Source organism: Rhodopirellula sp. P2 (genome assembly GCF_028768465.1).
Classification (GTDB): domain Bacteria; phylum Planctomycetota; class Planctomycetia; order Pirellulales; family Pirellulaceae; genus Rhodopirellula.
Genome location: NZ_CP118225.1, coordinates 2,240,506 through 2,263,265 on the forward strand (window position 1 = coordinate 2,240,506; position 22,760 = coordinate 2,263,265).

At 56.9% G+C, this 22,760-nt stretch carries 24 protein-coding genes; 6 read left to right on the plus strand and 18 right to left on the minus strand.

The window, feature by feature from the left end; translation table 11 throughout:
* Positions 1-6: 6 nt before the first annotated feature.
* The 12 genes from rplN to rpsJ form a co-directional block, all read right to left on the minus strand.
* Entirely contained in the window at positions 7-375 is a 369-nt protein-coding gene (gene rplN, locus PSR62_RS07945) for a 50S ribosomal protein L14 (RefSeq protein WP_047812389.1), read from the minus strand.
* A 54-nt stretch (positions 376-429) separates the two neighbouring features.
* Positions 430-783, minus strand: a complete 354-nt coding sequence (gene rpsQ, locus PSR62_RS07950) for a 30S ribosomal protein S17 (RefSeq protein ID WP_047812390.1) — start codon at positions 781-783, stop codon at positions 430-432.
* Between the two features lie 49 nt (positions 784-832).
* Positions 833-1,039, minus strand: coding sequence for a 50S ribosomal protein L29 (gene rpmC / locus PSR62_RS07955; RefSeq protein WP_274407246.1), 207 nt, complete (start codon positions 1,037-1,039; stop codon positions 833-835).
* A 189-nt stretch (positions 1,040-1,228) separates the two neighbouring features.
* Complete coding sequence (gene rplP, locus PSR62_RS07960; protein ID WP_011121605.1) at positions 1,229-1,645, minus strand: 50S ribosomal protein L16; 417 nt, start codon at positions 1,643-1,645, stop codon at positions 1,229-1,231.
* On the minus strand, positions 1,584-2,294 hold the full coding sequence (rpsC, locus tag PSR62_RS07965; RefSeq protein WP_047812392.1) for a 30S ribosomal protein S3: 711 nt from the start codon (positions 2,292-2,294) through the stop codon (positions 1,584-1,586). Before rpsC ends, rplP begins: the two co-directional genes overlap by 62 nt.
* Positions 2,295-2,390: 96 nt before the next feature.
* Positions 2,391-2,753: a 50S ribosomal protein L22 gene (gene rplV / locus PSR62_RS07970; RefSeq protein WP_274407247.1), complete on the minus strand. Its 363-nt coding sequence runs from the start codon at positions 2,751-2,753 to the stop codon at positions 2,391-2,393.
* A gap of 60 nt (positions 2,754-2,813) precedes the next feature.
* Positions 2,814-3,083 carry a 30S ribosomal protein S19 gene (gene rpsS / locus PSR62_RS07975; RefSeq protein WP_007326800.1) on the minus strand — a complete coding sequence of 90 codons (270 nt, stop codon included), beginning with the start codon at positions 3,081-3,083 and terminating at the stop codon, positions 2,814-2,816.
* 34 nt (positions 3,084-3,117) lie between these two features.
* Entirely contained in the window at positions 3,118-3,978 is an 861-nt protein-coding gene (gene rplB, locus PSR62_RS07980; RefSeq protein WP_274407248.1) for a 50S ribosomal protein L2, read from the minus strand.
* A 97-nt stretch (positions 3,979-4,075) separates the two neighbouring features.
* Complete coding sequence (gene rplW, locus PSR62_RS07985) at positions 4,076-4,399, minus strand: 50S ribosomal protein L23 (protein WP_047812394.1); 324 nt, start codon at positions 4,397-4,399, stop codon at positions 4,076-4,078.
* 1 nt (position 4,400) lies between these two features.
* Positions 4,401-5,069: a 50S ribosomal protein L4 gene (gene rplD / locus PSR62_RS07990; RefSeq protein WP_274407249.1), complete on the minus strand. Its 669-nt coding sequence runs from the start codon at positions 5,067-5,069 to the stop codon at positions 4,401-4,403.
* A gap of 11 nt (positions 5,070-5,080) precedes the next feature.
* The gene (rplC, locus tag PSR62_RS07995; RefSeq protein WP_274407250.1) at positions 5,081-5,767 is read right to left on the minus strand and encodes a 50S ribosomal protein L3; all 687 of its coding nucleotides are present in this window, start codon (positions 5,765-5,767) and stop codon (positions 5,081-5,083) included.
* A 332-nt stretch (positions 5,768-6,099) separates the two neighbouring features.
* On the minus strand, positions 6,100-6,426 hold the full coding sequence (gene rpsJ / locus PSR62_RS08000; RefSeq protein ID WP_083434712.1) for a 30S ribosomal protein S10: 327 nt from the start codon (positions 6,424-6,426) through the stop codon (positions 6,100-6,102).
* Positions 6,427-6,874: 448 nt separating this feature from the next.
* On the opposite strand from rpsJ, the gene PSR62_RS08005 reads away from it, so the two are divergent.
* The 3 genes from PSR62_RS08005 to PSR62_RS08015 all read left to right on the plus strand — a co-directional run bounded on the left by PSR62_RS08005 (position 6,875) and on the right by PSR62_RS08015 (position 9,380).
* Positions 6,875-7,306 (plus strand): DUF2752 domain-containing protein, encoded by a 432-nt coding sequence (locus PSR62_RS08005; RefSeq protein ID WP_274407251.1) that lies wholly within the window; start codon positions 6,875-6,877, stop codon positions 7,304-7,306.
* 129 nt (positions 7,307-7,435) lie between these two features.
* Positions 7,436-8,740: an aminotransferase class I/II-fold pyridoxal phosphate-dependent enzyme gene (locus PSR62_RS08010; protein ID WP_274407252.1), complete on the plus strand. Its 1,305-nt coding sequence runs from the start codon at positions 7,436-7,438 to the stop codon at positions 8,738-8,740.
* A gap of 130 nt (positions 8,741-8,870) precedes the next feature.
* Positions 8,871-9,380 (plus strand): DUF2760 domain-containing protein, encoded by a 510-nt coding sequence (locus PSR62_RS08015; protein WP_274407253.1) that lies wholly within the window; start codon positions 8,871-8,873, stop codon positions 9,378-9,380.
* Positions 9,381-9,579: 199 nt separating this feature from the next.
* Here the strand turns inward: PSR62_RS08015 and fusA are convergent, their stop codons facing one another.
* The 3 genes from fusA to rpsL form a co-directional block, all read right to left on the minus strand.
* Positions 9,580-11,754, minus strand: a complete 2,175-nt coding sequence (gene fusA, locus PSR62_RS08020) for an elongation factor G (RefSeq protein WP_274407254.1) — start codon at positions 11,752-11,754, stop codon at positions 9,580-9,582.
* 62 nt (positions 11,755-11,816) lie between these two features.
* Entirely contained in the window at positions 11,817-12,290 is a 474-nt protein-coding gene (gene rpsG / locus PSR62_RS08025; RefSeq protein ID WP_274407255.1) for a 30S ribosomal protein S7, read from the minus strand.
* A 74-nt stretch (positions 12,291-12,364) separates the two neighbouring features.
* Positions 12,365-12,730, minus strand: coding sequence for a 30S ribosomal protein S12 (gene rpsL / locus PSR62_RS08030; RefSeq protein ID WP_274407256.1), 366 nt, complete (start codon positions 12,728-12,730; stop codon positions 12,365-12,367).
* A 642-nt stretch (positions 12,731-13,372) separates the two neighbouring features.
* On the opposite strand from rpsL, the gene PSR62_RS08035 reads away from it, so the two are divergent.
* A complete protein-coding gene (locus tag PSR62_RS08035) occupies positions 13,373-14,161 on the plus strand; it encodes an enoyl-CoA hydratase/isomerase family protein (protein ID WP_274407257.1) in 789 nt (262 codons plus the stop codon).
* A gap of 222 nt (positions 14,162-14,383) precedes the next feature.
* Here the strand turns inward: PSR62_RS08035 and trmB are convergent, their stop codons facing one another.
* Positions 14,384-15,046, minus strand: a complete 663-nt coding sequence (trmB, locus tag PSR62_RS08040) for a tRNA (guanosine(46)-N7)-methyltransferase TrmB (RefSeq protein WP_274407258.1) — start codon at positions 15,044-15,046, stop codon at positions 14,384-14,386.
* 134 nt (positions 15,047-15,180) lie between these two features.
* On the opposite strand from trmB, the gene hemE reads away from it, so the two are divergent.
* Together hemE and PSR62_RS08050 are read left to right on the plus strand one after the other, a co-directional pair.
* Positions 15,181-17,202, plus strand: a complete 2,022-nt coding sequence (hemE, locus tag PSR62_RS08045; protein ID WP_274407259.1) for a uroporphyrinogen decarboxylase — start codon at positions 15,181-15,183, stop codon at positions 17,200-17,202.
* Complete coding sequence (locus PSR62_RS08050) at positions 17,199-18,281, plus strand: hypothetical protein (protein ID WP_274407260.1); 1,083 nt, start codon at positions 17,199-17,201, stop codon at positions 18,279-18,281. Before hemE ends, PSR62_RS08050 begins: the two co-directional genes overlap by 4 nt.
* 697 nt (positions 18,282-18,978) lie before the next feature.
* Here the strand turns inward: PSR62_RS08050 and PSR62_RS08055 are convergent.
* Both PSR62_RS08055 and PSR62_RS08060 read right to left on the minus strand, forming a co-directional pair.
* Positions 18,979-19,560, minus strand: a complete 582-nt coding sequence (locus PSR62_RS08055) for a transposase (RefSeq protein WP_274407261.1) — start codon at positions 19,558-19,560, stop codon at positions 18,979-18,981.
* Positions 19,561-19,906: 346 nt separating this feature from the next.
* The gene (locus tag PSR62_RS08060; protein WP_274407262.1) at positions 19,907-22,699 is read right to left on the minus strand and encodes a serine/threonine protein kinase; all 2,793 of its coding nucleotides are present in this window, start codon (positions 22,697-22,699) and stop codon (positions 19,907-19,909) included.
* Between the last annotated feature and the right edge of the window lie 61 nt (positions 22,700-22,760).

Genomic DNA, 22,760 nt, shown 5'->3' on the forward strand with positions numbered 1-22,760 from the left:
GTCGGGTCAGACCACCTCGTTGGCGAGGCTGACGATTTTCATGAAGTTGCTTTCCCGCAACTCACGAGCGACGGCACCAAAGATGCGAGTGCCCCGAGGGTTGCGGTCTTTGTCGACCAACACCACGGCGTTGGAGTCAAAACGAATGTAGCTTCCGTCAGGACGGCGGGTGGGCTGCTTCACGCGAACGATCACGGCACGCACAACGGCCTTCTTCTTCACTTCGCTGCCCGGAATCACACTCTTGACGCTGCATACGATCACGTCGCCAACGGTGGCGAAACGACGCCGACTGCCGCCGAGCACCTTGATGCACATGACTTCTCGAGCACCAGTGTTGTCGGCGACATCGAGGCGGGATTCTTGTTGGATCATATCTGTTTACTTCAACGACAAAAACGTTGGACGATTGTGTGGAGGAGGTTGCGATTAAGCGTCCGTGGCGGTCGATTCTGCTTCGGGTTCACCAGCGTGAGCTGCGGCCAAGCCTTCGGCTTCCGCATTCTTACGAGCAGCACGCAAAGCGACAACGTCCACGGCGGTGCTTTTCTCAAGCACACGAACCAAACGCCAGCGTTTGAGTTTGCTCAACGGTTCCGATTCAATGATCTCGACCTTGTCGCCAACACCCGAATCATTGTTCTCGTCGTGAACGTGACACACCGTGCGGCGGCGAATGTACTTCTTGTATTTTGGATGCTTGACCAAACGAGCGATCTCGACGCGACGCGTCTTGCTCATTTTGTCGCTGGTCACAATTCCGGCTACGACGCGTTTGGGCATGGTGCTAGGTGGACGTGCAGTGAATGGATGGGTGAGTTTGAGTCGTCAGTTAAGCTTGCGGTTGAGCAAGTTGACGTTCAGTTTGGATCGTCTTAACACGAGCGATCGTTCTTCGGTTCTTCTTGATTTCGCTGGGCGTGTTCAAACGCTCGGATTGTGACTGGAAACGCAAGCGAAACAAAGTTTCGGCGGCTTCTTTCGCAGTCGCATCGAGCTGTTCGTCGCTCATTTCGCGAAGTTCGGTCAGTTTGGTCATCGAATTAGACAAAGGTCAAAGGGGATGAATCGTTCAAAGGCCAGAATCGTCTGGGTTGCAAACCGTTTGACTCCGTAACCCCGATCAACGGAACAATCGATGTTTCGATCATCCACGTTGTTCATGTAGAGTGAAGTCTCTCGGGCGAACCCTGTCATCAACCCGCCGATCTACCGGATCGCCATGCGATCAAGCAGAGCGACGTTCGACAAATCGGACTTTGACCGGCATCTTACTCGCCAGACGTGCAAAGCACACCTTGGCTTGTTGTTCGGTCACGCCACTGAGTTCGTATAAAATGGTTCCCGGCTTCACAACCGCGGCCCAAAAGTCAGGCTCCCCTTTACCTTTCCCCATCCGTGTTTCCAGCGGTGTGCTGGTCACAGACTTGTCGGGAAAGATTCGGATGTAGAGCTTGCCTTGGCCGCGAACGTATTGCTGGGCAGCGATTCGTCCGGCCTCGATTGTCGTAGCTTTGATCCAGCCGGCATCCAATGATTGGATACCATAGTCACCAAAGACGACCGTATTGCCGCGAGTCGCGTTACCTTTTATACGACCTCTTTGGCTTTTTCGATGCTTGACCCGTTTGGGCATCAGCGCCATCGTTGTCGTCTCCGTAAGTACCTTGGTTAATCCACACTTGAATCCCGATGTGCCCCTGTGGCGTCATCGCTTCGGTGAATCCGTAATCAATCTTGGCTTGTAGCGTGCTCAATGGAATTGAGCCAGCACTTTGCTTTTCGCGACGGGCCATTTCGGCACCGCCCAGTCGACCTGCCATTTGGATTTTGATGCCTTTCGCACCAGCGTCCATCGTCTGTTCGAGCATTCGTTTCATGGTGCGTCGGAAGCTGGATCGCTTTGCCAATTGCTGAGCGATGTCCTCGGCGACCAACTGACCTTGCAGTTCAGGGCGGCCCACTTCTTCGACCTTCAGGTTGATGCGGCGGCCCACCAGGTTCTGCAGTTCGGCTTGCAGGATCTCAATTTCCTGCCCCTTCTTGCCGATGATCAAACCTGGGCGAGCTACGAACAGCATCACCCGTACTTCATCGCGGGTCCGTTCGATCTCAATCCGATCGATCCCCGCACTTTTGTATTGTGACTTCTTCGGGTGCTTGGTGATGAACTCGCGAATCTTGCGATCTTCCACCAGCAGGTCCGCAAAATCCTGCTTCGAGGCATACCAACGACTTCCCCAACCACGGGTGACGCCGGTACGAAACGCAATCGGATTGACTTTTTGACCCATGGGAGAGTGCTGAGTGCTTAAGGCAGGGAGTTAGATAAACAGTGTTGTATCAGGTGTCGGAGTGAATCGCAGAGCCTGTCGCTCGTGCGAATCGTTTCACTCGACGCTTTCGATGTGTGTCAGGCCCACACTAATGTGGCTGGAGCGTTTCTTGATCATGAACGCCATCCCGCGAGCACGCGGTTGAATACGTTTGAACATCGGTCCGCCATCAACGCGGACGTCGGTGATGACCAACTCCTCGATGCGATGACTTCGGCCGCTGTTTTGATCTGGGTCTTGAGCATTCCCGACGGCACTCTTGATCACCTTTTCAAGCATGCGAGCTCCGCGTTGGGGCTGATACTTCAAGGTGTCCAAGGCTTCGTCGGCAAACATGCCTCGAACCAAGTCGGCAACCAGGCGCACCTTTTGTGCGCTGATGCGGGCGTTCTTATGATATGCGTTGAATTGAGACATGTCTGTCGCTAGATCGTTTGACTCGTGAATTTCACCAACCGGATGAAGGGCCGCTTGGAATTAGCGTTTACCCTTGCCGCCGTGACCTTTGAAGGTCCGTGTGGGAGCAAACTCGCCGAGCTTGTGACCCACCATGTCTTCGGTCACCAACACTTTGATGTGCTGGCGTCCGTTGTGAACCATGAACGTGACGTTCACGAATTCTGGAACGATCGTGCAAGATCGCGCCCATGTCTTGATCGGTTCTTTGGAGCCAGTTTCGGCTGCTTTCTGAACTTTGAAAAAGACTTTCGGGTCAACAAAAGGACCCTTCTTACTGCTTCGACTCATGATTTTTTACCGGAGTTGCCGCTGAAAGGGTGGCCTACTTGTGGAGTTTCAATTGACCGTAGCGACGACTCTTGCGTCGGCGAACGATCGACGAATTGCTTGGTTTGCGTTTCTGACGTGTGCGTCCGCCCTTGGCACTCTTGCCCGATGGGCTGACCGGATGACGTCCACCCTTGGTTCGGCCTTCACCACCACCGTGCGGGTGATCGACCGGGTTCATGGCGGTACCACGAACGTGAGGTCGGCGACCGAGCCAGCGTGAGCGACCCGCTTTACCGAGGACCACGTTCATGTGATCGCTGTTGCCAACTTGGCCAATGGTTGCCCGGCATGCACTGGGCACTCGGCGAACTTCGCCAGAGGGCAACAGCAATTGAGCCCAATCGGCTTCGCGAGCTTGGAGGGTGGCTTGTGTTCCAGCTGAGCGGCACATCACTGCTCCGCGGCCGGCACGCATTTCAATGCAGCAGACCGAGGTGCCCAGGGGGATGTTTTTCAGAGGCAGGCAATTGCCGACCACGGGAGGAGCATCAGGTCCGTTTTGCAGTTTGTCGCCAGCAGCAACGCCCGTGGGGGCGATCACGTAAAGCTTGGCACCATCAGGGTACTTCAGCAATGCGATTCGAGCCGTGCGGTTCGGGTCGTACTGAACGGAGTCAACCGTTGCCACGACGCCGTCTTTGACACGACGGAAATCGATGACACGGTACTTTTGCTTGTGTCCACCACCACGGTGACGTGAGGTGATCTTGCCCTGGTTGTTCCGTCCGCCGGTTTTGCTTTTTGGACGCAGCAAGGAACGTTCTGGCTTGTAGCCAGGCGTCAGTTCCTTGAAGTCGCTGACCGACGCGTTGCGTCGGCCGGCGCTGGTCGGCTTGTAGATTCGGATGCCCATGAGTATCGCTTTTTCGTGCGAGCTGTTTCTGTGCGGGGAAGTGTTTTGTGGTGATTGGTGTCGAAGCTGTGGTGAACCCAAAGCTCGTCACTGTGTCCTAGAAGAAGTCGATTCGGTGATCTTCGTGGAGTGACACGATCGCCTTTTTCCAGTCGCTGGTCCGGCCAATCTTGTGGCGGAACCGGCGGGCTTTCCCTTTGCGGGTTTGGGTGCGGACCTTGACGACTTTGACGTCGAACAGATGTTCCACCGCCTTTTTGACGTCGAGTTTGGTTGCGTCGCGGTGGATCTGGAACGCGTATTGGTTGTTCCGGGTCGCGCGGTGCACGCCTTTTTCGGTCACGAGCGGCTTGAGCAAGACCTGGTGGGGTTCCAGTTCGATCTTGCGTTCAACGGGTTTGGGTGGTTGGATCGCAGACATGTTAGGCCGCTGCCTCCGCTTCGTTGGTGTTCTGGGTGGAACCGGCGAATGTGCCGTCTTTGACTCGGTCAAGTGCTTCTTGAGTGAAGAGCACTCGCTTGGGAGTCAGCAGAGTCAGTGCGTTCAGCTGGCGAACGGGTTCAACCGTCACGCCACTGATGTTGCGGCCACTCTTGTAGATGAGCTGGTCATCGTTGGCAGTGGCGATCAGTGTGGTGGTCTTGTCCAGGCCCAGGTTCTTGAGGATCTGAACGATCTGGCTGGTCTTGGGTGCGTCCAGCTTGATTTCGTTGATGACCACGATTTCGCCGTCGTCAATGCGAGAGCGGATGGCCATGCGTGTGGCGATCTTGATCGCCTTCTTGGGCAGACGGTAGCTGTAATCGCGAGGTTTAACGGTGCGTGCCACGCCACCACCACGGCGAACATTGGTTCGCTTGGAGCCGGCACGTGCGTTGCCCGTTCCTTTTTGGCGGTACATCTTTTTGTTGGTGCCGCTGACTTGGCCACGGGTTCGCGTGTTGTGCGAGCCTTGGCGTTTGTTGGCTTGGTACATGACCACCACGTCGTGCAGCAATTGTTTGCTGACTCGGTTGGCGATTTGTTCGGTGTCGATCTCGTACTGCCCGACTTCTTTGCCGGATGCGTCGAGGATAGGTAGGTTTGCCATGTGTGTATTCCTCAGCCGACTTTGTTGGTTTGACGAATCGAGACAAAGCCGCCGTTGGGTCCGGGAACCGCACCGCGAATCATGAGCAGATTGTTTTCTGCGTCGACGCGGACGACTTCCAGGTTACGGGTGGTGACGTTGGCGTTGCCGTACTGGCCAGCCATTCGCTTGCCTTTGAATGTTCGGCTCGGTGACGCACTCATGCCTGTACCACCAGCGTGGCGGTGACATTTCTTGACGCCGTGCGTGGCACGTTGGCCAGCAAAGTTGTGGCGTTTCATGACGCCGGCGAAGCCGCGTCCTTTGCTGGTGCCGGTGACATCCACCTTCTTGACTTCGTTGAATTGCTCAACGGTCAGGGTGTCGCCGACAGTGGCGTCTGCGGATCCGCGGAACTCGCGAATGAAACGCTGTGGTTCACAGTCTGGCTTGGCAGGGGCTTCGATACCAGCGGCGGAACGCTTCTTGGAGCGTTTGCTTTCGATGGTAGCGACTTGGCCACGCTCGCTGCGTTTTGCCAAGCGGCGAGGTTTGTCTTCGAAACCCAATTGAACAGCTTCGTAGCCGTCGCGATCTTTGCTGCGAACTTGCAGCACGTGGCAAGGGCCAGCTTGCACGACCGTGACGGGAACAGCGGTTCCGTCTTCCAGGAAGATCTGAGTCATCCCGATTTTGCGGCCAAGGATAGATGGTGACATAACAGTTCCTGCCCGCGGTTAGCGAGCGATGTGCGATTCGTTAGGAGTTCCGAGACTTTCGTGACGATCGGCTCAGTTGGTCGGCAGGTGCCGGGGCTGAGTGATTTCGTCTCGACTTCCGTCCATGCGGAAAACCGTGACCAATTCGTGTGTGTGATGGGTAACTTGAGTCGGTCCCCGGTGAAGTGGCTGGATGCCGTGGGGTCCGATCTTGTCCTGACGGGGAGGCCAGTGGAGAGCTGATCTTGCTCACAGGGTTTCTGCGAGTGCGGGATCAGTGTTGGCTCTTTGTCAGTTGAATGCCGGGGTTGCGAAGTGCGATTGTCGACCAATCAGCGGGCGGACGCCTTGATTTTGATATCGACACCAGCCGGCAGGCTTAGTTTGTTGAGTGCTTCGATCGTCTTGGCGGATGCCTGAACGATGTCTACCAAACGCTTGTGCGTTCGGATTTCATATTGTTGGCGAGCCTTCTTGTTGACGAAGGGGCTCGACAGGACGGTGTATTTTTCGATCCGAGTTGGCAAAGGGATTGGGCCATGCACAATGCTGGCGGTCGCTTTGACGGTGTCGACAATGTCGCGGGCACTCTGGTCCAGCACGGCATGGTCGTACGCTTCCATTCGAATGCGGATGACTTCGCTGGGGCCGGTTGACACTGCTTACTTCCAAGTCGTGAACGAGAAATGAGTCACTTCCTCACTGCAACTTTGCTGTGGGGAGGCGAGAATGTACGGTTGACGTCATTGAGCGTCAACGGCTTTTGAACAATTGATGAAAAAAAGCCGTTGAATTTGCCAGGATTGAACTTGGCAGCGGGGGTGTTTGGCCTTAATCGACGCTGGGAGGCGTGTTTGGTGCTTCGCGAAGCCCGCGGTTGTTGACGTTAAGATCAACCGAGGCAATGGTCATCGACGCGTTTCCTGCGGTTCCTTGAGTCGGTGTTGTGGGACTTGTCGTGAATCAGGAAAGCGGGTTGGGTTGAGGCGGCTTTCCGGGTGTGCTCGGAGGGGTCGGGGGCCGTTTTTGGCTTGCTGCTTTGAGCCCTGGTTGGGCGGGCTGCGTTGATTGGTGTGTTTGGGTTGGAGTGCTTCTTTGGGGTTTCTGGTGTTTGGATTGTCGGCGAATCGTTGTGGTTGGGGCTTTCGGGCCTTGATGGTCGTCGGTGGCTTGATGGGCGGCGGGTTGTTGGTTGTGTCGCGTTGTTTGTCGCCTGCTTCGGCAGGTTTGGGGACTCATCAGCAGTTGGGTTTGCCGCCGTGTTCCATGCGGTTGCTGTTCGGGATGCGGTGTCCTGCCTGTGGGATGACGACGTCGTGGAGTTGGTTGACGCGGGGTGAGCTGGTCGCTTCGGCGCAGGCGAATCTTTCAGGGATGTTGCTTGGTTTGTTCGTGCTTTTGTTGTTGGTGGTGGCGGTGCGGGTTGCCTGGAGCGGGCGTCGTCCGTCGGTTGGGGCGAACTGGTGGATGGGGTTTGGTGTCGTGTTGATCGGTGTTCTCAGTGCGGTTGAATGGCTTGTTCGGTTGCAGTTGGATTGAATTTTCGAGTCAAAAGTTTGATTCCCCCTACACGAAAGTGGCGAAGGCGTGAGAGAATGCCGCCCGTGTCAGTCGCTTTGTGGCTGATCAGTCTTGTTTTTTCCTGGCAATTTCCTTCTTGGCGTCAAAATGAGTGACACCTTCAATCCCGACACGCCCAACATCGACGCTCCTGCAATCGATTCGCCCACGACGGATCCAGAGCCAGCGGAATTTGAAGTGAAGTTGGCCTCGCGAGTCGATCGCTTGCCGCCCTACATGTTTGGTCGCATCAACAATTTGCTGTATCAAAAGCGTTGTGCGGGAGACGATGTGATCGATCTTGGGATGGGGAATCCTTCGGATCCGCCGGACCCTGTTGTGATCCAGAAGCTCACCGACGCGGCGTCGGATGTTGGCAATCACGGTTACAGTAAGTCCAACGGGATCACGAATTTACGTCGTGAGGTGGCCAGTAAGTATCATCGAAAATACGGTGTGCGGTTGGACCCAGAGGGCGAGATCATCGCCTGTTTGGGGAGCAAGGAGGGGTTCTCGCACATGTGCTTGGCGCTCATGGGGCCTGGTGACACGGCGATCATTCCCTCGCCCTATTTTCCGGTTCACATGTACGGCGTGATCTTGGCCTCTGGGAACGTTGTGGCGCTGGACGTCGCGGATCCGAATAAGTTTCTGAGCAATGTGGCGTACACCTGCGAGAATTTGACCCCTCGCCCGAAGGTTTTGATTGTCAATTATCCTCACAACCCTTCGTCGGCTGTGATCGAAGCGGACTTCTTTGTTGAGGTCGTTCGGTTGGCGAAGAAGTACGGCCTGATGGTCATTCATGACTTCGCGTACGCCGATGTTGCCTTCGACGGTTATGTGCCGCCGAGTTTCCTTTCGGCTCCTGGGGCCAAGGATGTGGGCGTTGAGTTCACGACGATGAGCAAGGGGTACAACATGGCCGGTTGGCGTGTTGGGTTCTGTGCCGGGAACGCGGACATGGTCCGTGGGTTGGGGACCATCAAAGGTTATTACGATTACGGCATGTTCCAGGCCATTCAGATCGCCGCGATTGTGGCTCTCCGCGAAACCGAGGCGACCGTGTTGCAGCAGTCGCAGGTCTATCAAGGCCGGCGTGATGTGCTGGTCAGCGGTTTGCGTCGATTGGGGTGGAGTGTCAATCCGCCAAAGGCAGGCATGTTCGTTTGGGCGGAGGTGCCGGAGCCTTGGAGGAGTCAAATGAGCACGATGGATTTCGCGATGAAGTTGCTGGAGGAAGGCAACGTTGCCGTCAGTCCAGGCAGCGGCTTTGGTGCGGCAGGGGAAGGCTATCTGCGGATGTCATTGGTTGAGAATGAGCATCGGTTGCGGCAGGCGGTCCGGCAAATTGGGAAGTGTTTGTCGCCCGGTAAAAAGGGTGCTGATTCGGTCGCCTCGTCGGCTTCGTAGTCGGTTTTTGTTCGTGCTTGGGTTCGCCGGGTGCGTTGATTTGTGTTGGTCGGCCAGTTCGGTCGTGGTTGGTTCTTGAGGTGACATCGAGATGCGTTTGGGTTTGGCTCTGAGAGCTTTTTGGAAAGCGATGTTTGACCGTCAGGTCGCCGAGCGCGTCGCGTTGGCTCTGGATGGCGTCGATTTGGCGTCGCAGTCAGCGGCGGAATCCACGCCGGCAGTCGTTGAGCAAAAGCCGCTGGGAGACGCCCTGCGGGAGTCGGGGCAAAGCGACGCGATCACGTTGTTGGCAGCGCTTCAGCGCGACGCTCGTTTAGTTGATTTGATCCATGAGAATCTGGATCAGTACGGCGACGATCAGGTTGGTGCAGCGGCTCGTCCGTGTTTGAAGCAATGCCGCCAAACCCTGGATCGGTTGTTGGGGATTGTTCCGCTCGTGGAAGTGAGTGACGGGCAGGTGCTTCCGGTGGATGTGTCCACTTCCTCTGCTCGTTTGCGCTGGGTGGGTGAGTCCAGCGGTGCCTCGCAGGGCAAGGTGGTTCATCATGGTTGGGTTGCCACTCAGGTTCAGTTGCCCGCTTGGTCAGGCAGTGCCGATGACGCGTTGGTGATTGCTCCGGCGCAGGTTCAGGCTCCCTAGTTCATTGCGTGTTGCCTTCCCCTGGAAAGCTCGCTGAACGCTCGTTTTCCGATCCCTCCCAACTTCGGCGGGCGGGGTTCTTAGGGCGATACTGGCGCAGTGCTTCAAAACTGCACGACCTCGCGTGGGCAAGGTGCTGCAAGTCATTGCTGGGTCGGCACTGAAGCGCTGCGCGGCCTCGGTTAGGTGGGGGCGGTCGCTAGTACTGGAAGCTGTCCGCGTCTTCTTGAGGGGCTGCTTGGTAGCCGTAGGGTTCCATGCTGCTTCCTGCTCGGCCTTGGCTGAGGCTTCGCACGGCACCGGAGTAGCCAAACATTTCTTTGAGTGGTGCATGGGCCGTGATCACGGTCATTGCTCCACGGCTTTCGGTCGAGGCGATGATGGCGCGGCGTTGCTGCAGGTCGCCCACGATCTCACCCATGTAGTCTTCTGGTGTGGTGACTTCGACTCGCATGACGGGTTCGAGTAACACGGGGCCAGCCGCTTGCAGGCCGCTTTCGAAGGCGTCGCCGGCGGCGATTCGGAAAGCAACTTCGTCACTGCCCTCTTCGGCCATCTCGGCGTCCAGCACGTCGATTCGGACGCCCGAGAGCGGGAAGCCAGCGATCATGCCGCCGCCTTCGGCTCGGTCGCGAAGTTCGTCGATGGCGGCACTGCGGACGGCGTTGGGGAGGCCGACGTCAGGCGGGAGTCGGTCGAACACAACGACAGGGTCAGAGGGGGTTTCTGTGGGGCTGATCTTCACTTTCAGGCGAGCAAACATCTGTGTGGCTCCAACCACTCGGTTGCATTGGCCTACGATTTCGGCTTTGCCACCGATGGTTTCGCGGTAGTTCACGCGAGGTTTGTAGAACTTGACGTTCAGCCCGAAGTCGCGTGTCAGGCGGTGTTGGATGACCTCGAGGTGAAGTTCGCCCATTCCGCTGATGATCGTTTGGCCGATCTCTTCGTTGTCGACCGCTCGGAAGGTTGGGTCTTGTCGGCGGAGCATGTCGAGTGTTTCTTCGAGTTTCTTTCGGTCGGCGGTGCTCTCGGGTTCGATCGCCATCGAAAGGACTGTTTCGGCGAACTTGATGCTCGGCAGTTCGATCGGTTCTTTGGTGTCGCAAACCGTGTCGCCTGTGATGGCGAATCGTGGTCCGATCACGCAGCAGATGTCGCCCGCGCCCACGGAGTCGACTTGTCCGTCGCGGCCTTTCTTGGTGGCATGGATCTGCCAGATCTGGGCGATGTTTTCTTTTTTGTCTCGGTTGGGGCATTGCACCCGCGAGTTCTGTTTGAGCTCTCCGCTGTAGATTCGGATCCAGTAGTTGTCGCCCGTTTTGGCGGGCAAGATCTTGAAAACGAGCCCGCAGAAGGGCTCCTTGGGATCGGGGGTTCGCGAGAGCGTTTGGTTGGGCTTTTTGGGGTCGTGGCCTTCGACTGGCGGGCGGTCCAGTGGGCTGGGGAGGAAGTTGCCCACGCCTGTCATCAGGGGCTGAACGCCGATGCCGTGCAGTGCTGAGCCGCAGAAGACGGGTTGGATGGTTCGGTCCAGGCATCCTTGTCGGAGTGCCGCCAGGATGACTTCTCGAGGGATGGGTTTTTCTTCCATCGCGAGTGCCATCGCTTCTTCGCTGGTCTCGTAAACGGCCTCCATCATCTGTTCTCGCCAGATTGCAGCGTCGTCGGCGAGTTCAGCGGGCAGTTCGGTCTCGGTGATTTGTTTGCCTTCGGTTTCCGGGTCGAACTGCAGCAGTTTCATGTCGACCAGGTCGATCACACCGCGGAACGGGTTGTCGACGTGTGCGGGGCCTTCGCCGACGGGAAGTTCCACTGCGACCGGTCGGCCGCCGAGTCGTGGTCCGATGTCGTTGAAGACGGTTTCGAAGCTGGCGCCTTCGCGGTCCATCTTGTTGATGAAGACGATCCGTGGGACTTCGTAGCGATCGGCCTGTCGCCAGACGGTCTCACTTTGGGCTTCCACGCCTTCGCGCGCGGAAAAGACCACCACGGCCCCGTCGAGGACTCGGAGGCAGCGTTCCACTTCGGCGGTGAAGTCAACGTGTCCGGGCGTGTCGAGGAGGTTGATGTTGTAGTCGCCCCAGGCGTACTTCACGCAGGCGCTAAAGATCGTGATGCCGCGTTCTTGTTCTTCGGGGTCGTCATCGGTGTCGGTGGTGCCGTGGTCCACTCGCCCGACCCGGTGTTTCGCGCCGCTGAGGTAGAGCATTCGCTCCGTGACGGTGGTTTTACCCGCGTCGATGTGGGCGATGATACCGATGTTGCGAATCTTGGATATGTCGGCGGCCATGGCGAGTCGGTGCGGTGGGAAGCGGTTTGGAGCGGGTGCGCAAAGAAAAATCGCGATCCGGCAGAACCGAATCGCGACCAATTGTGAACGTTAGAGGGCGTTGCGCGTAGCGGCTGAAAGTGAATTCAGACGTTCGCGGCAGATCACCAAGCGAAGTGAGCGAATGCCTTGTTGGCGTCAGCCATGCGGTGCGTGTTTTCGCGTTTGGTGTAGGCGGCGCCTTCTTTCTTGAATCCGGCCAACAGTTCGTCGGCTAGTTTCAAGGCCATTGGGCGGCCCTTTTTGTCGCGAACAGCGGACAGGATCCAGCGAATCGCGAGGCTCTGTTGGCGAGCCTTGTTGACTTGCATTGGGACCTGGTAGCTGGCACCACCGACTCGCTTGCTGCGAACTTCGATGTAAGGCTTGATGTTTTCCAGGGCTGCTTCGAAGACTTCGATTGGAGTCTCTTCGCCTTCGTGGCGTTTGGCAATCTCATCCAGGGCATCGTAGAAGACTCGCTGAGCGGTGGTCTTCTTTCCGTCCAGCATCAAGCAATTGATGAATTTGCTAGCCAGCAACGAGTGGTGCCGCGGGTCGCCTTTGAGTTGCGAGCGGCTGGAAGTGATGCGTCCCATGAATGTCAGATCGAGCTACGAAGGGAATTGATGAGTTGGAAACGACGGGGGCCGAGAAGATTGAAGCCGAAGCTTTACTTCTTGGCTCCGTAACGGCTGCGGGATTGCTTGCGACCTTCGACACCCAGTGCATCGCGTGAACCGCGGACGACTTGGTAACGAACACCGGGCAAATCGCGAACACGACCACCGCGAACGAGCACAATCGAGTGCTCTTGCAGGTTGTGGCCTTCGCCGGGGATGTAAACCGTGACTTCTTTGCCGTTGCTCAATCGAACCCGGGTGATCTTCCGCAGAGCCGAGTTTGGCTTCTTGGGGGTCATGGTCCGAACTTGCAGGCAAACACCCTGTTTTTGAGGGCATTTCTCAAGAACCGGCGACTTGCTCTGGCTCTTTTTCTGCTTCCGGTTTTTACGGACGAGTTGATTGATGGTTGGCATGAAAACAATGCAATTGAACGGTGATGTGTCGCGGCACGCAACTTGGGCCGAGATTTTTGCAAGCGGCGAAGTATGGCGGCTGTGCCATTTCTGTCAAGGCCGAAATGCGGTTGAAACGCATTCTGGTGGCATTCTGGGGCGTTTGCAAGGACTCCCCTTCCCGATGCCGGTGACAAAGCTTCGCGAATCGCGTGGCTTCGAATGAATCTCTTTTCGTCTGGGCGTGGTTTGTTCCCCAGTTTTCTTCGCTCTGGGAGGATGATTTGGCAAGGAAACCGGTCTGGTTGGCGAGCGAATGTGCTTGCTCGTTGCGACCCGACATTCTTTTTACTTTTTGCTCATTTGGACCGCGTGAAACCCCGTCGCGGAACACTTGCCTCTTGCAGTTGGCCGAATTTGAACGTTTGGTTGGACGTGGGGCGACGGAGAATCGTGTTCACGTCCTTCCGATCCGGGTTTGACGTCTCCATGTGCTGGGTGGCTGCTTGGTAAATTGGCAAGCGCGATGTCGGGTGTGGACTCCACCCGGCCCTCCACAAGCCCAACCCGGCCCTCCACAATCTGCCTCGCGATTGTCGCTGCTGGATTGAGCCAATCTCTCGCGACGCATACCCAACCGGCTTCTCTTTTCAGGTTTTTCCCATGCAACATCTGGATGTTCGAATTCACAACAACGTGGCAACCGTGTTGATGGATCGGCCGGAAAAGCACGGCGCTCTCAGCCCCGGGTTGCTGTTTGATCTCAATGAAGCTCTTGGCGATGTGCATCAAGAAAAGCGTGTTCGTGCGGTCGTGCTGTCCTCGCGAGGCGATCACTTTTGCTCCGGAGTTGACCTGCAAGTGTTCCAGCAGATTGCGGATTTGCCCGAATCCGAGCGGATGCAGCAATGGTTTGAATACTGGCGCGCGGTTTCCGAGACCTGCGAGAAGATGCTGCGATTTCCCAAGCCGATCATCGCAGCGGTGGACGGCGCCGCGATTGGGGCTGGTTTCGCCCTGATGCTGGCGTCGGACCTGTGCGTGGCCAGCAAGCGAGCGACCTTCGCTGCCGACGCGGCTCGCCGTGGCTTGGTCGGTGGCGTGACGACCGCGTTGTTGTCGTTTCGAGTGGGCGCGGCCGCCGCTGCCAGGCTGACTTTGGCCGGAGAAACGATCGATGCCAACGAAGCTCAACGTTTGAACTTGTTGTGCCAATCGCCGGTGGCGTCGGACCAGGTTTGGGTGGTGGCCAGCGAGTGGGCGGCTCGCTGCAGCGAAGGTCCCTCGGAAGCCGTTCAGGCGTCCAAGCGATTGCTCAATGAAAGCGTTGGCGAAGCGTTGCTGACTCAGATCTCGGCCGCGGCCGCGGACAGTGCGTCCGCTTGCACGACAGAATCCGCCGCCGAAGGTGTCGCCGCGTTCCTGGAAAAACGCAAGCCAAGCTGGCCATAGCGGATGTCTTTCGAAGCGTACGCTGGGCTTCCAAGCCCGGCGAAACCATCGAAGCAGGAATGGTTGAGTTGAATCGGTGAGCCGTTTGGGTATTCGCCCTGGTCAAGCGCGGGAACCGTGGCTAACGCCGAATGGCTCACATACCCGATGACGCTTGCGAAACCATCTATCTCGTCGGGCTTGGAAGCCCAACGTACGTGGTCGTCGAGCCCGATCGACAATTCACGAACGCTTGCGGTAGCAGACTCGGTAGACCGGGATCCCCATCTTGCGACTGCGACGTTCGAAGTGGGTGTGGAAGTCCAGGTCGTGCGTCGATTCTCGCTGAGTTTCCGGCAGCGGCACGCCCAGTTCGGGGGCAATTTCGGCGATCAATTCCACGGTCAGCTCAAAGTAATCCAGCACGTCGGTCCAGAAGTGCAGTCGGCCGCCGACGCGGAGGCAGCGGCTGAAGTTGAGAATGTTGTCGTGGCTGAGGACGCGACGTTTGCGATGCCGTTTTTTCCACCAGGGATCGGGGAAGTAAACATGAACGGCTTCCAGCGATCCGTCTTCGATTCGCTTGCCCTCGTCCGTCACCGCGAACAGCGGGGTGGCGTCGCCGGCCAGCATTTTCGCGTTGGCTCGCTCTCGTTTAGCCAGTCTGGCGGCAGCGTGTGCGGCGTATTTTCGAGCGATTTCAATCCCGAAGTAATTGTGTTCGGGCCGCCGATCTGATTCCGTCTGGATGAACAGGCCTTTCCCGCTGCCAACCTCGATTTCCAGTGGTTGATCGTTGCCGAACAGCGTTTGGCTGTTGATCACCGCCGGCAAATCCTCGGGCGTTTTCAGCCAGAAATCCAGGTCCAAGGCGGGGTTGGGTTTTCGGAGGGCGGCGCGAGGCATGCTAACGAAGCTGTTGAGGGAAAGGCGAAAGACGGTCTGCCGTCATCGTAACGCGACGCAAAATCTCTACAATCTTGCCTTCCTCGCTTTCTTCCCGGCTCGATTTGCCTCCCCCTAACGGATCCAGCACCTGCATGGCTGCGACGACAAACAATTTCGATGGACTTCGCGTGGCCGCTTTGGAGAGCCGACGTGCCGACGACATGACCCGCCTGATCTGTAAATTCGGCGGTGAAGCGTTTGTCAGCCCTTCGATGCGCGAAGTCCCGATCGAGCCCAATCGGGCAGCAATTGACTTTGCCTATCGGATCATCACTGGCGATATCAGCATTGTGATCGTGATGACCGGCGTGGGGTTTCGGTACCTGCTCAAAGCCACCGAAAAACACGTCGAGCAACAGCGGCTGATCGATGCTCTCAGCGATATCACGACGATCTGTCGAGGCCCGAAACCCGTGGCGGTGATGCGCGAGTTTGGGCTGAAGCCGACTCACCGCGTGCCCGAACCGAACACCTGGCGGGAACTGTTGCAAACGATCGACGCGGGGATCCCAATCGCCAATCAGACCATCGGGATCCAAGAGTACGGGGTCAGCAACACGCAGTTGATCGCCGGCCTGGAAGCTCGCGGTGCGATCGCCGAATCGGTCAAAGTTTACGGCTGGGAATTCCCGGAAGACACACAGCCTCTGAAGGCCAACACACTGGCTCTGGCCGAGGGCGAACGAGACATCTTGCTGGTCACCAGTGCTCATCAAGTTGTCAACTTGCTTCGGATGGGCGAAGAACTGGGCGTCACCGATACGCTACGCGACGGGTTGTCCAAGACTGCCATCGTGTCGATTGGGCCCACGACCAGCGACATGTTGCGGGAGCATGATTTGACCGTTGCCATGGAACCTTCGCATCCCAAAATGGGCCACCTCGTCAGCGAGTCGGCTCGCGAAGCCAAACGTTTGGTCGACGAAGTTCGTTCGCAATCGTCCGCCACTCGAACGTCCACCTCTCAAACGTCTGTCTCTCTGCGGGCAGATGATTCCAGTCTCATTTCTGCTAGCAAGACGCCCATGCCCGCCATCGATGATCACCCGTCCCAGTCCAGTTTGTTCATGCGTGCCTGTCGCGGTGAGCCCACACCCCGCACGCCAGTTTGGATGATGCGGCAAGCCGGTCGCTACATGCAGGAGTACCGGGCTGTTCGATCGCAGCAATCGTTCTTGGAACTCTGCGCGAATCCCAAGTTGTGCAGCGAAGTGATGTGCACGGCGGTCGAAAAACTGAACGTCGATGCGGCGATCATTTTCTCGGACTTGTTGCCGATTCTGGTCCCGATGGGATTCGACTTGGAGTTCGTCAAAGGCGACGGTCCCGTGATCCACAACCCGGTTCGTTCAGCGTCGGATGTCGACCGAGTCAAAGGCCTCGACAACCCGCAGGATCTTGGGTTCGTTTACGAAACCGTCAAGCAAACGCGAGCGGACCTGCCCGAAGGGATTCCGTTGATCGGATTCGCTGGGGCTCCGTTCACGCTGGCCAGTTACGCTATCGAAGGCGGCGGCAGTCGCCAATACAGCAGCACCAAAGCTTTGATGCGGGCCGGCGATGGTGGCTGGGCCGCGCTGATGGATCGATTGACCGATGCGATCATCGTCTATCTGAATGAGCAGGTCTCCGCGGGAGCCCAGTGTGTGCAATTGTTTGACAGTTGGGCCGGTTGTTTGTCGCCAGGTGACTACCGCGAATTTGTGCTGCCGTGGATGAAACGGATCTTGGAAGGCGTGACCCCTGGCGTGCCATTGATCAACTTCGCAACCGGCAATCCTGAATTGTTGCCTTTGCTGCGTGGCGATCGTCGGACGGTGGTGGGTGTCGATTGGCGGATCGAACTGGACGTGGCCTGGAAACGCGTCGGGCATGACATCTCGGTCCAAGGCAACCTGGACCCGTCGGTGTTGTTGACCGATGCCAAGACCATTCGCGCGGCCGTGCAAGATGTTTTAAACAAGGCGGGCGGTCGTCCCGGACACATTTTCAATCTCGGGCACGGCGTGTTGCAACAAACCCCGGTTGAAAATGCGATCGAATTGGTCAAAGCCGTGCAAGAACTTTCGGTGCGAGACGATTTCTCAGCCGAGGATGGCGGAACGGATTCGTGAGCGAACCGTCTGGCGTTGTTTGTCCGCTCTGTCCACTGCACTGCGATGATGTGATGGTGAACTCGGATGGATCGGTTCAGGCAAACGGATGTGAGATCGCTGAGTCGGCTGGTTCGTTGGTGACCCAAGTGGCTCGCACGGACGAGGCGATGTTGGCCCGGATCGCTGCCCGCAAGCAACCCATTCGCGTGATCACTTCAGGTGTGGATCTGGTGGCGGCTCGGCAGTTGGTCCAGTGGCAATCCGACGGGGTGATCGAAGTTGAAATTGAATCGGATCCTTCGATCCAGGCCATTGGAACGGTCACGCGTCGTGACGGGATCGTTGCCGCAACGCTCTCTGAAGTTGTCACGCACGCCGATTTGGTTTGGTTGATCGGTGAAGTCGATCCGGCTTGGCCGCGTTTGGAAGAAAAACTGCGTTTCGAATCCGCTCGCTCCGGGGCAACGATTGACAAGCGACAGGTGAAGCGTTGGGAGCGATGGACCGCCGATTTCGCGGGCCGGATGCATCATGCGATCGAGCACCCGGATGAGACCGAGGCAGGATTGGAGTTCCAGACTTGGTCCCAATGTTTTCGAGACAGTTCGTACGCCGCGATCGTGATTGGTCCGGGAGCGTTTGACGCGGAGGAAGCGGAGATGACCGCGGCGATGGTGGCGCGAATCACTCGCCGTCGCAACGAGTCGGCTCGCTGTGTGTGCGTGACCTTGGATCCCGCGGCGACGCTGCGAAGCGTGCACGCTTGGCAAACCAATGAATCTCTCAACGCGGTCTCAGTTGACGATGAGATCGATTCCGCTCCCGTGATTCGATTGGTAGGGATCGGCCATCAAACGTCCGTCGATCGTTCGGTCGATCTGCAAATCGGTGGACGTGATCCTGGTGTGGAAAATGCGAAAGCGTTCATGCCCGCGAGTCCTTGGATGAACTCGATGGTCATCCGCGGCGACGGATCCGTGACCCTGCCGCTTCACACGCCGACGGCACTGTCAAGCGATTTCCCCACCGCCATCGAGCAACTCCAAAAGGTGCTGCCAGAGAGTAGAACAGTTGTCCCCAACTGTTCCGTCTCATAACGAACTTAGCGAGGGATGGTTCAAACTGTTTGCGTTTGGATTGGGTGGGTCGGGCGCTGGAATGTTGTGCCCCGCACACTGAACATTTGGGGACAAATGTTCTACTCTGGTTTAGTAGAACAGTTGTCCCCAACTGTTCCGTCTCACAACGATCTTGGCGGGGGAGGATTCAAACTGTTTGCGTTTGGATTGGGTGGGTCGGGCGCTGGAATGTTGGGCCTCGCACACGGAACATTTGGGGACAAATGTTCTACTCTGGTTTAGTAGAACAGTTGTCCCCAACTGTTCCGTCTCATAACGAACTTAGCGAGGGAGGATTCAAACTGTTTTCGTTTGGATTGGGTGGGTCGGGCGCTGGAATGTTGTGCCTCGCACACGGAACATTTGGGGACAAATGTTCTACTCTGGTTTAGTAGAACAGTTGTCCCCAACTGTTCCGTCTCATAACGAACTTAGCGAGGGAGGATTCAAACTGTTTTCGTTTGGATTGGGTGGGTCGGGCGCTGGAATGTTGTGCCTCGCACACGGAACATTTGGGGATAAATGTTCTACTCTGGTTTAGTAGAACAGTTGTCCTCAACTGTTTCGTCTCACAACGATCTTGGCGGGGGAGGATTTAAACTGTTTTCGTTTGGATTGGGTGGGTCGGGCGCTGGAATGTTGTGCCCCGCACACGGAACATTTGGGGACAAATGTTCTACTCTGGGGGATTCGAAACCGCACGTTCCCAATACAAGAATTCGCCCGGACGCAATTTGGCTTTGGCTGGGTTGTCCAGGATGTATTGCTGCAAATAGTGAAACTGTTCTGGGCTGCGGATGATGTGATCGAAGGGTTCCGGTTGCCAAAATGGACCGGAGGTCCCCAAGGCTTGGTTGATTTGGCGAGCTGTGTATCGCATCCAGCTTTGGCTGGCGACACTGAGGTCTGATTCTGGATAGAACTGCACGATGGCATGGACATGATTTGGCATCACCACCAATCGATCCAGTTCATACTTGGTTCCCATGTGGAACAGCAACGCGTCGCCCACAATCTTGGCGATTTCTGGGGCGCGAAAGACGCAGGCTCCATGGCAGGCGTCGAGTGATCGATGGAATATTTGGTCGGATCGTTTTTGGAATTCGCTGCGTTGACTGGGGGCAAGCCTCGCAATCATGTCTTCGTGATTCATCAGATGACGAGTGACGGTTGATTGGGCAAGGCCGATCGGCAGTCCACGTGTCCGCAACCAGTCTTCGAGTTCACGCTGCCAACGTTGAACCACTTCGGCTGGCATCGAATCCGCAGTTCGAAACGTGACGAAAATTGCCGCTCCTGGTTGGAACCAATGAGGGAGGTTCCGCTCGCTCACGAGCAACTTCGCGCGGGGATCAAAGCTATGGAAAACCGGCGGTGGCTTGTCCTCGTTCATCAATGCAGTGTAGCGAACCAGGCGTTCGCAGGCATGGATTCTGAAACGTATGTTCGGAAAAACGTGTGCTCAGAGTGGAACCGTTGTCCTCAACTGTTTCGCTTCGCAACGATCTTCGCGAAGGGTGGTTCGAACTGTTTTCGTTTGGATTGGGTGGGTGCGGGCGCTGGAATGTCGGACCTCGCACACGGAACATTTGGGGACAAATGTTCTACTCTGGTGCAGCGTCGCTTTCGGATCGCTGTTTGAGGTCGTCCAGCATGGAGAGCCAGAAGGTTTTGTCGTCGTCGGTTGATTGTTGGTACATTGACTGTTTGGGCAGTGAATTGACCAGGCGTTCGAGTCGATCGTGGGCCTGTTTGGGGTGATCGACGTGAGTGGTGTAGACGGATGCCAAGCCTTCGTTGAGACGCTGCTGGAAATAGGTCAGCTGGCGAAGCCATTCGGCGTTCTGGCTGGCTTGGTATTGCCGATCCATTTCTTGGAAGCTTCGATCGAGATGAAATGCGATCAGGGAAGGAGTTTTTGGATCGATTTCTGTCAACGTTTGGAGCACGCCGTTGAGCGTCGATCCTCTTTGCGAAAACCAGTTGAAATGCGTGAAATGCGGATGGGTCAGGGTTTCCGCGGCGAACGGAATGGGCAACTTGAGTCGACCTTCCTTTCGCATTTCGATTGCTGCGAGGAGCAGATCGTTCGACAATAGCCATTCGGGAGGATTTGGGGTGGTGATCATTTGAGATTCGAATCCCATTCCTTCGAATTCAGCATTAGGATTGGTGTAGTCCCATTTGGTCTGTTTTGTCTCGGGATCGATCTTTCTTCGTTTGTACTTGGTAACCGCTTCATCGACCTGCTCTTCGACGTAGTCGGCGATCCATGCTGGAGGGGATATCTGTGGGCCCGATTCCTGGACGATTCGAACAGCAATTGCCCAGGCCGTTTCACGAGCGATATTAGCTTCCTCTGATAGGCTTCGCGGGTGAGGGGTGGATGTGGCTGTTGCTTCCATGGCAACAGATTTTAAGCCAGCGGACGCTGATCCAATCTGCTGAAGGAGAGTTTTGGTTTCATTTCTTCCTTCAGAGGTTCTGCTTCTTGATGCGAAAAATGCTTCAGCCGACATCCGTCTGGGTGACGAGCTCTTGTCAAAGTTCAAATCCATCACAAAGTTTCTGAGTTGCAGGAGGCTCGCGATCCTAGCTTTCTCGTTGACTTCGGCCAGCTTCAGGCCGATCGTTTGTAGTCCGGGAATCGGGAAATAGTGCGGGTACGACTCCTGGAGATGTCCCATGAATTGTCGGTCAATTGGAGGGGAGCTACTGAAGCCGCCACCCATGAATCCGCCGTGTGCGACCGGAGCGGCGACGTGCCACGTTCCGTATTCATCGGTGAGATCGAGTGTTGCTTTTGCCGCTTCAGCACGTCTTGATGTGCCACGAGAAAGTCGTTCCACGGCTCGCATGGCTCGACCGATCGCTCCTATTTCTTTTTCGCTTGCAAGTGTCTCAAGCCATGCGTCGAGATTCTTTCCTTCGTAAACGATGTCGCGGTTCGTATTTGCCAAGTCCAATTTAGAATCCTCGCGGAATCTATTTTGAAGCGTCGCAGTGGGGAGTGGGCCGTCGTCCTCCTCCACCGCAATCTGGGTGTCTTTGCCGTCGGTGGTCACCGTCACCAAACCCTTGTCGGTTTTGATCTGAATCACGACCGTTGCGAGCAAGAGGGCTGCTGCGAACCAACCCAGTGGGCCCAGCCACGCGGTCCAGTTGTGCTTGCCGCCACCCGGTGGTGGTGAAGCGGGATTCGTTGCCAGTGGGAGCGATGGTGTGATCGGTGCGTCGGACACCGGGGTCGCTTCTGCTCGCTGGAGCAAGGCTTTTAGGTTGGCATCGCTGGACCAGGTCGCCAGTCGCTCGGCGACGATCGATCCGCTGGGACGCTGGTCGGGTTGCCGGTGCATCATCTGACCGACGAACGTTTGCAGTTCCGATTCGACCGACGGTTCCAAACTGCTCAGCGGAGGCGGAGTCGATCGATTGGACTCGCTCGTGATCGCCAACACGCGTGCCGCCAGACCGCCTTCGTTGGCATGCGGCCAACGACCTGAAATGAGTCGGTACAGGGTTGCGCCGAGCGAATAGATGTCCGACGCCGGTTGGACTTTTCGGCTGTCGATCAACTGTTCGGGCGACATCGCGGGCAAGGTGCCCATCAGGTGTCCCACGGTGGTCAGTCGGTCGTCCGTGGCCAGCGGATCGTCGCCCGCCAGGACCAAACCCAGGTCCAACAGTTTGACAGTCCCGTCTCGCGTGAGCATCAAGTTCGATGGCTTCACGTCACGGTGGATCAATCCCGTTTCATGCACATGCATCAGTGCCACGGCGGACTGGCGAGCGATCTCGCAGGCGTCCGCGACCGGCAGTGATCCCAGTCGATGGGCGACCTTGCCGACATCCATTCCGTCCAAGTGTTCCATCACCAAGTAGTGCCATCCGGAATGAGTGCCCGCATCGGTGGCACGTACAATTCCCGGATGTTCGAGTGCCGCGATGGTTGTCATTTCTCGGTCGAAGCGATCCAGCCAACCGGGTTCCATCACTCGGTGAGGCGGCAGCAACTTGATCGCGCACTGCCGTTTCAGTCGATTGTGGCGAGCCAAGCACACCATCCCCATGCCGCCTTGCCCGAGTTGCCCCAAAATCTCGTAGGGACCGATTTGGTCGATGGGCAGATCGGCGGAGGCTTGCGGGGCGGCGATGTGGGCGGCCATCAAACGCGCGACCGCGAATTGGCAGGCGGATTCCGCCAGCACGGAGTCTTCCTCCGTTCCAGCTTTGGCAACCGAAGACAACGCGTCCCATTTGTCTGGGATGCGTGACTGGCATTGTTCGCACTCATCGACGTGCTTGGATGCGGAATCGAACTCGTCAGTGGACAGTTGTCCGTCGATCAAGCGGCTCAAGTCTTCGAGGGTCAGGCAATCGGTGCTGGTGGCAATCATGGCGGACTTTCGGTGCGAGGGATCGTTGGTTGACCACACAACGCTTGGATGGGGCGGCGAT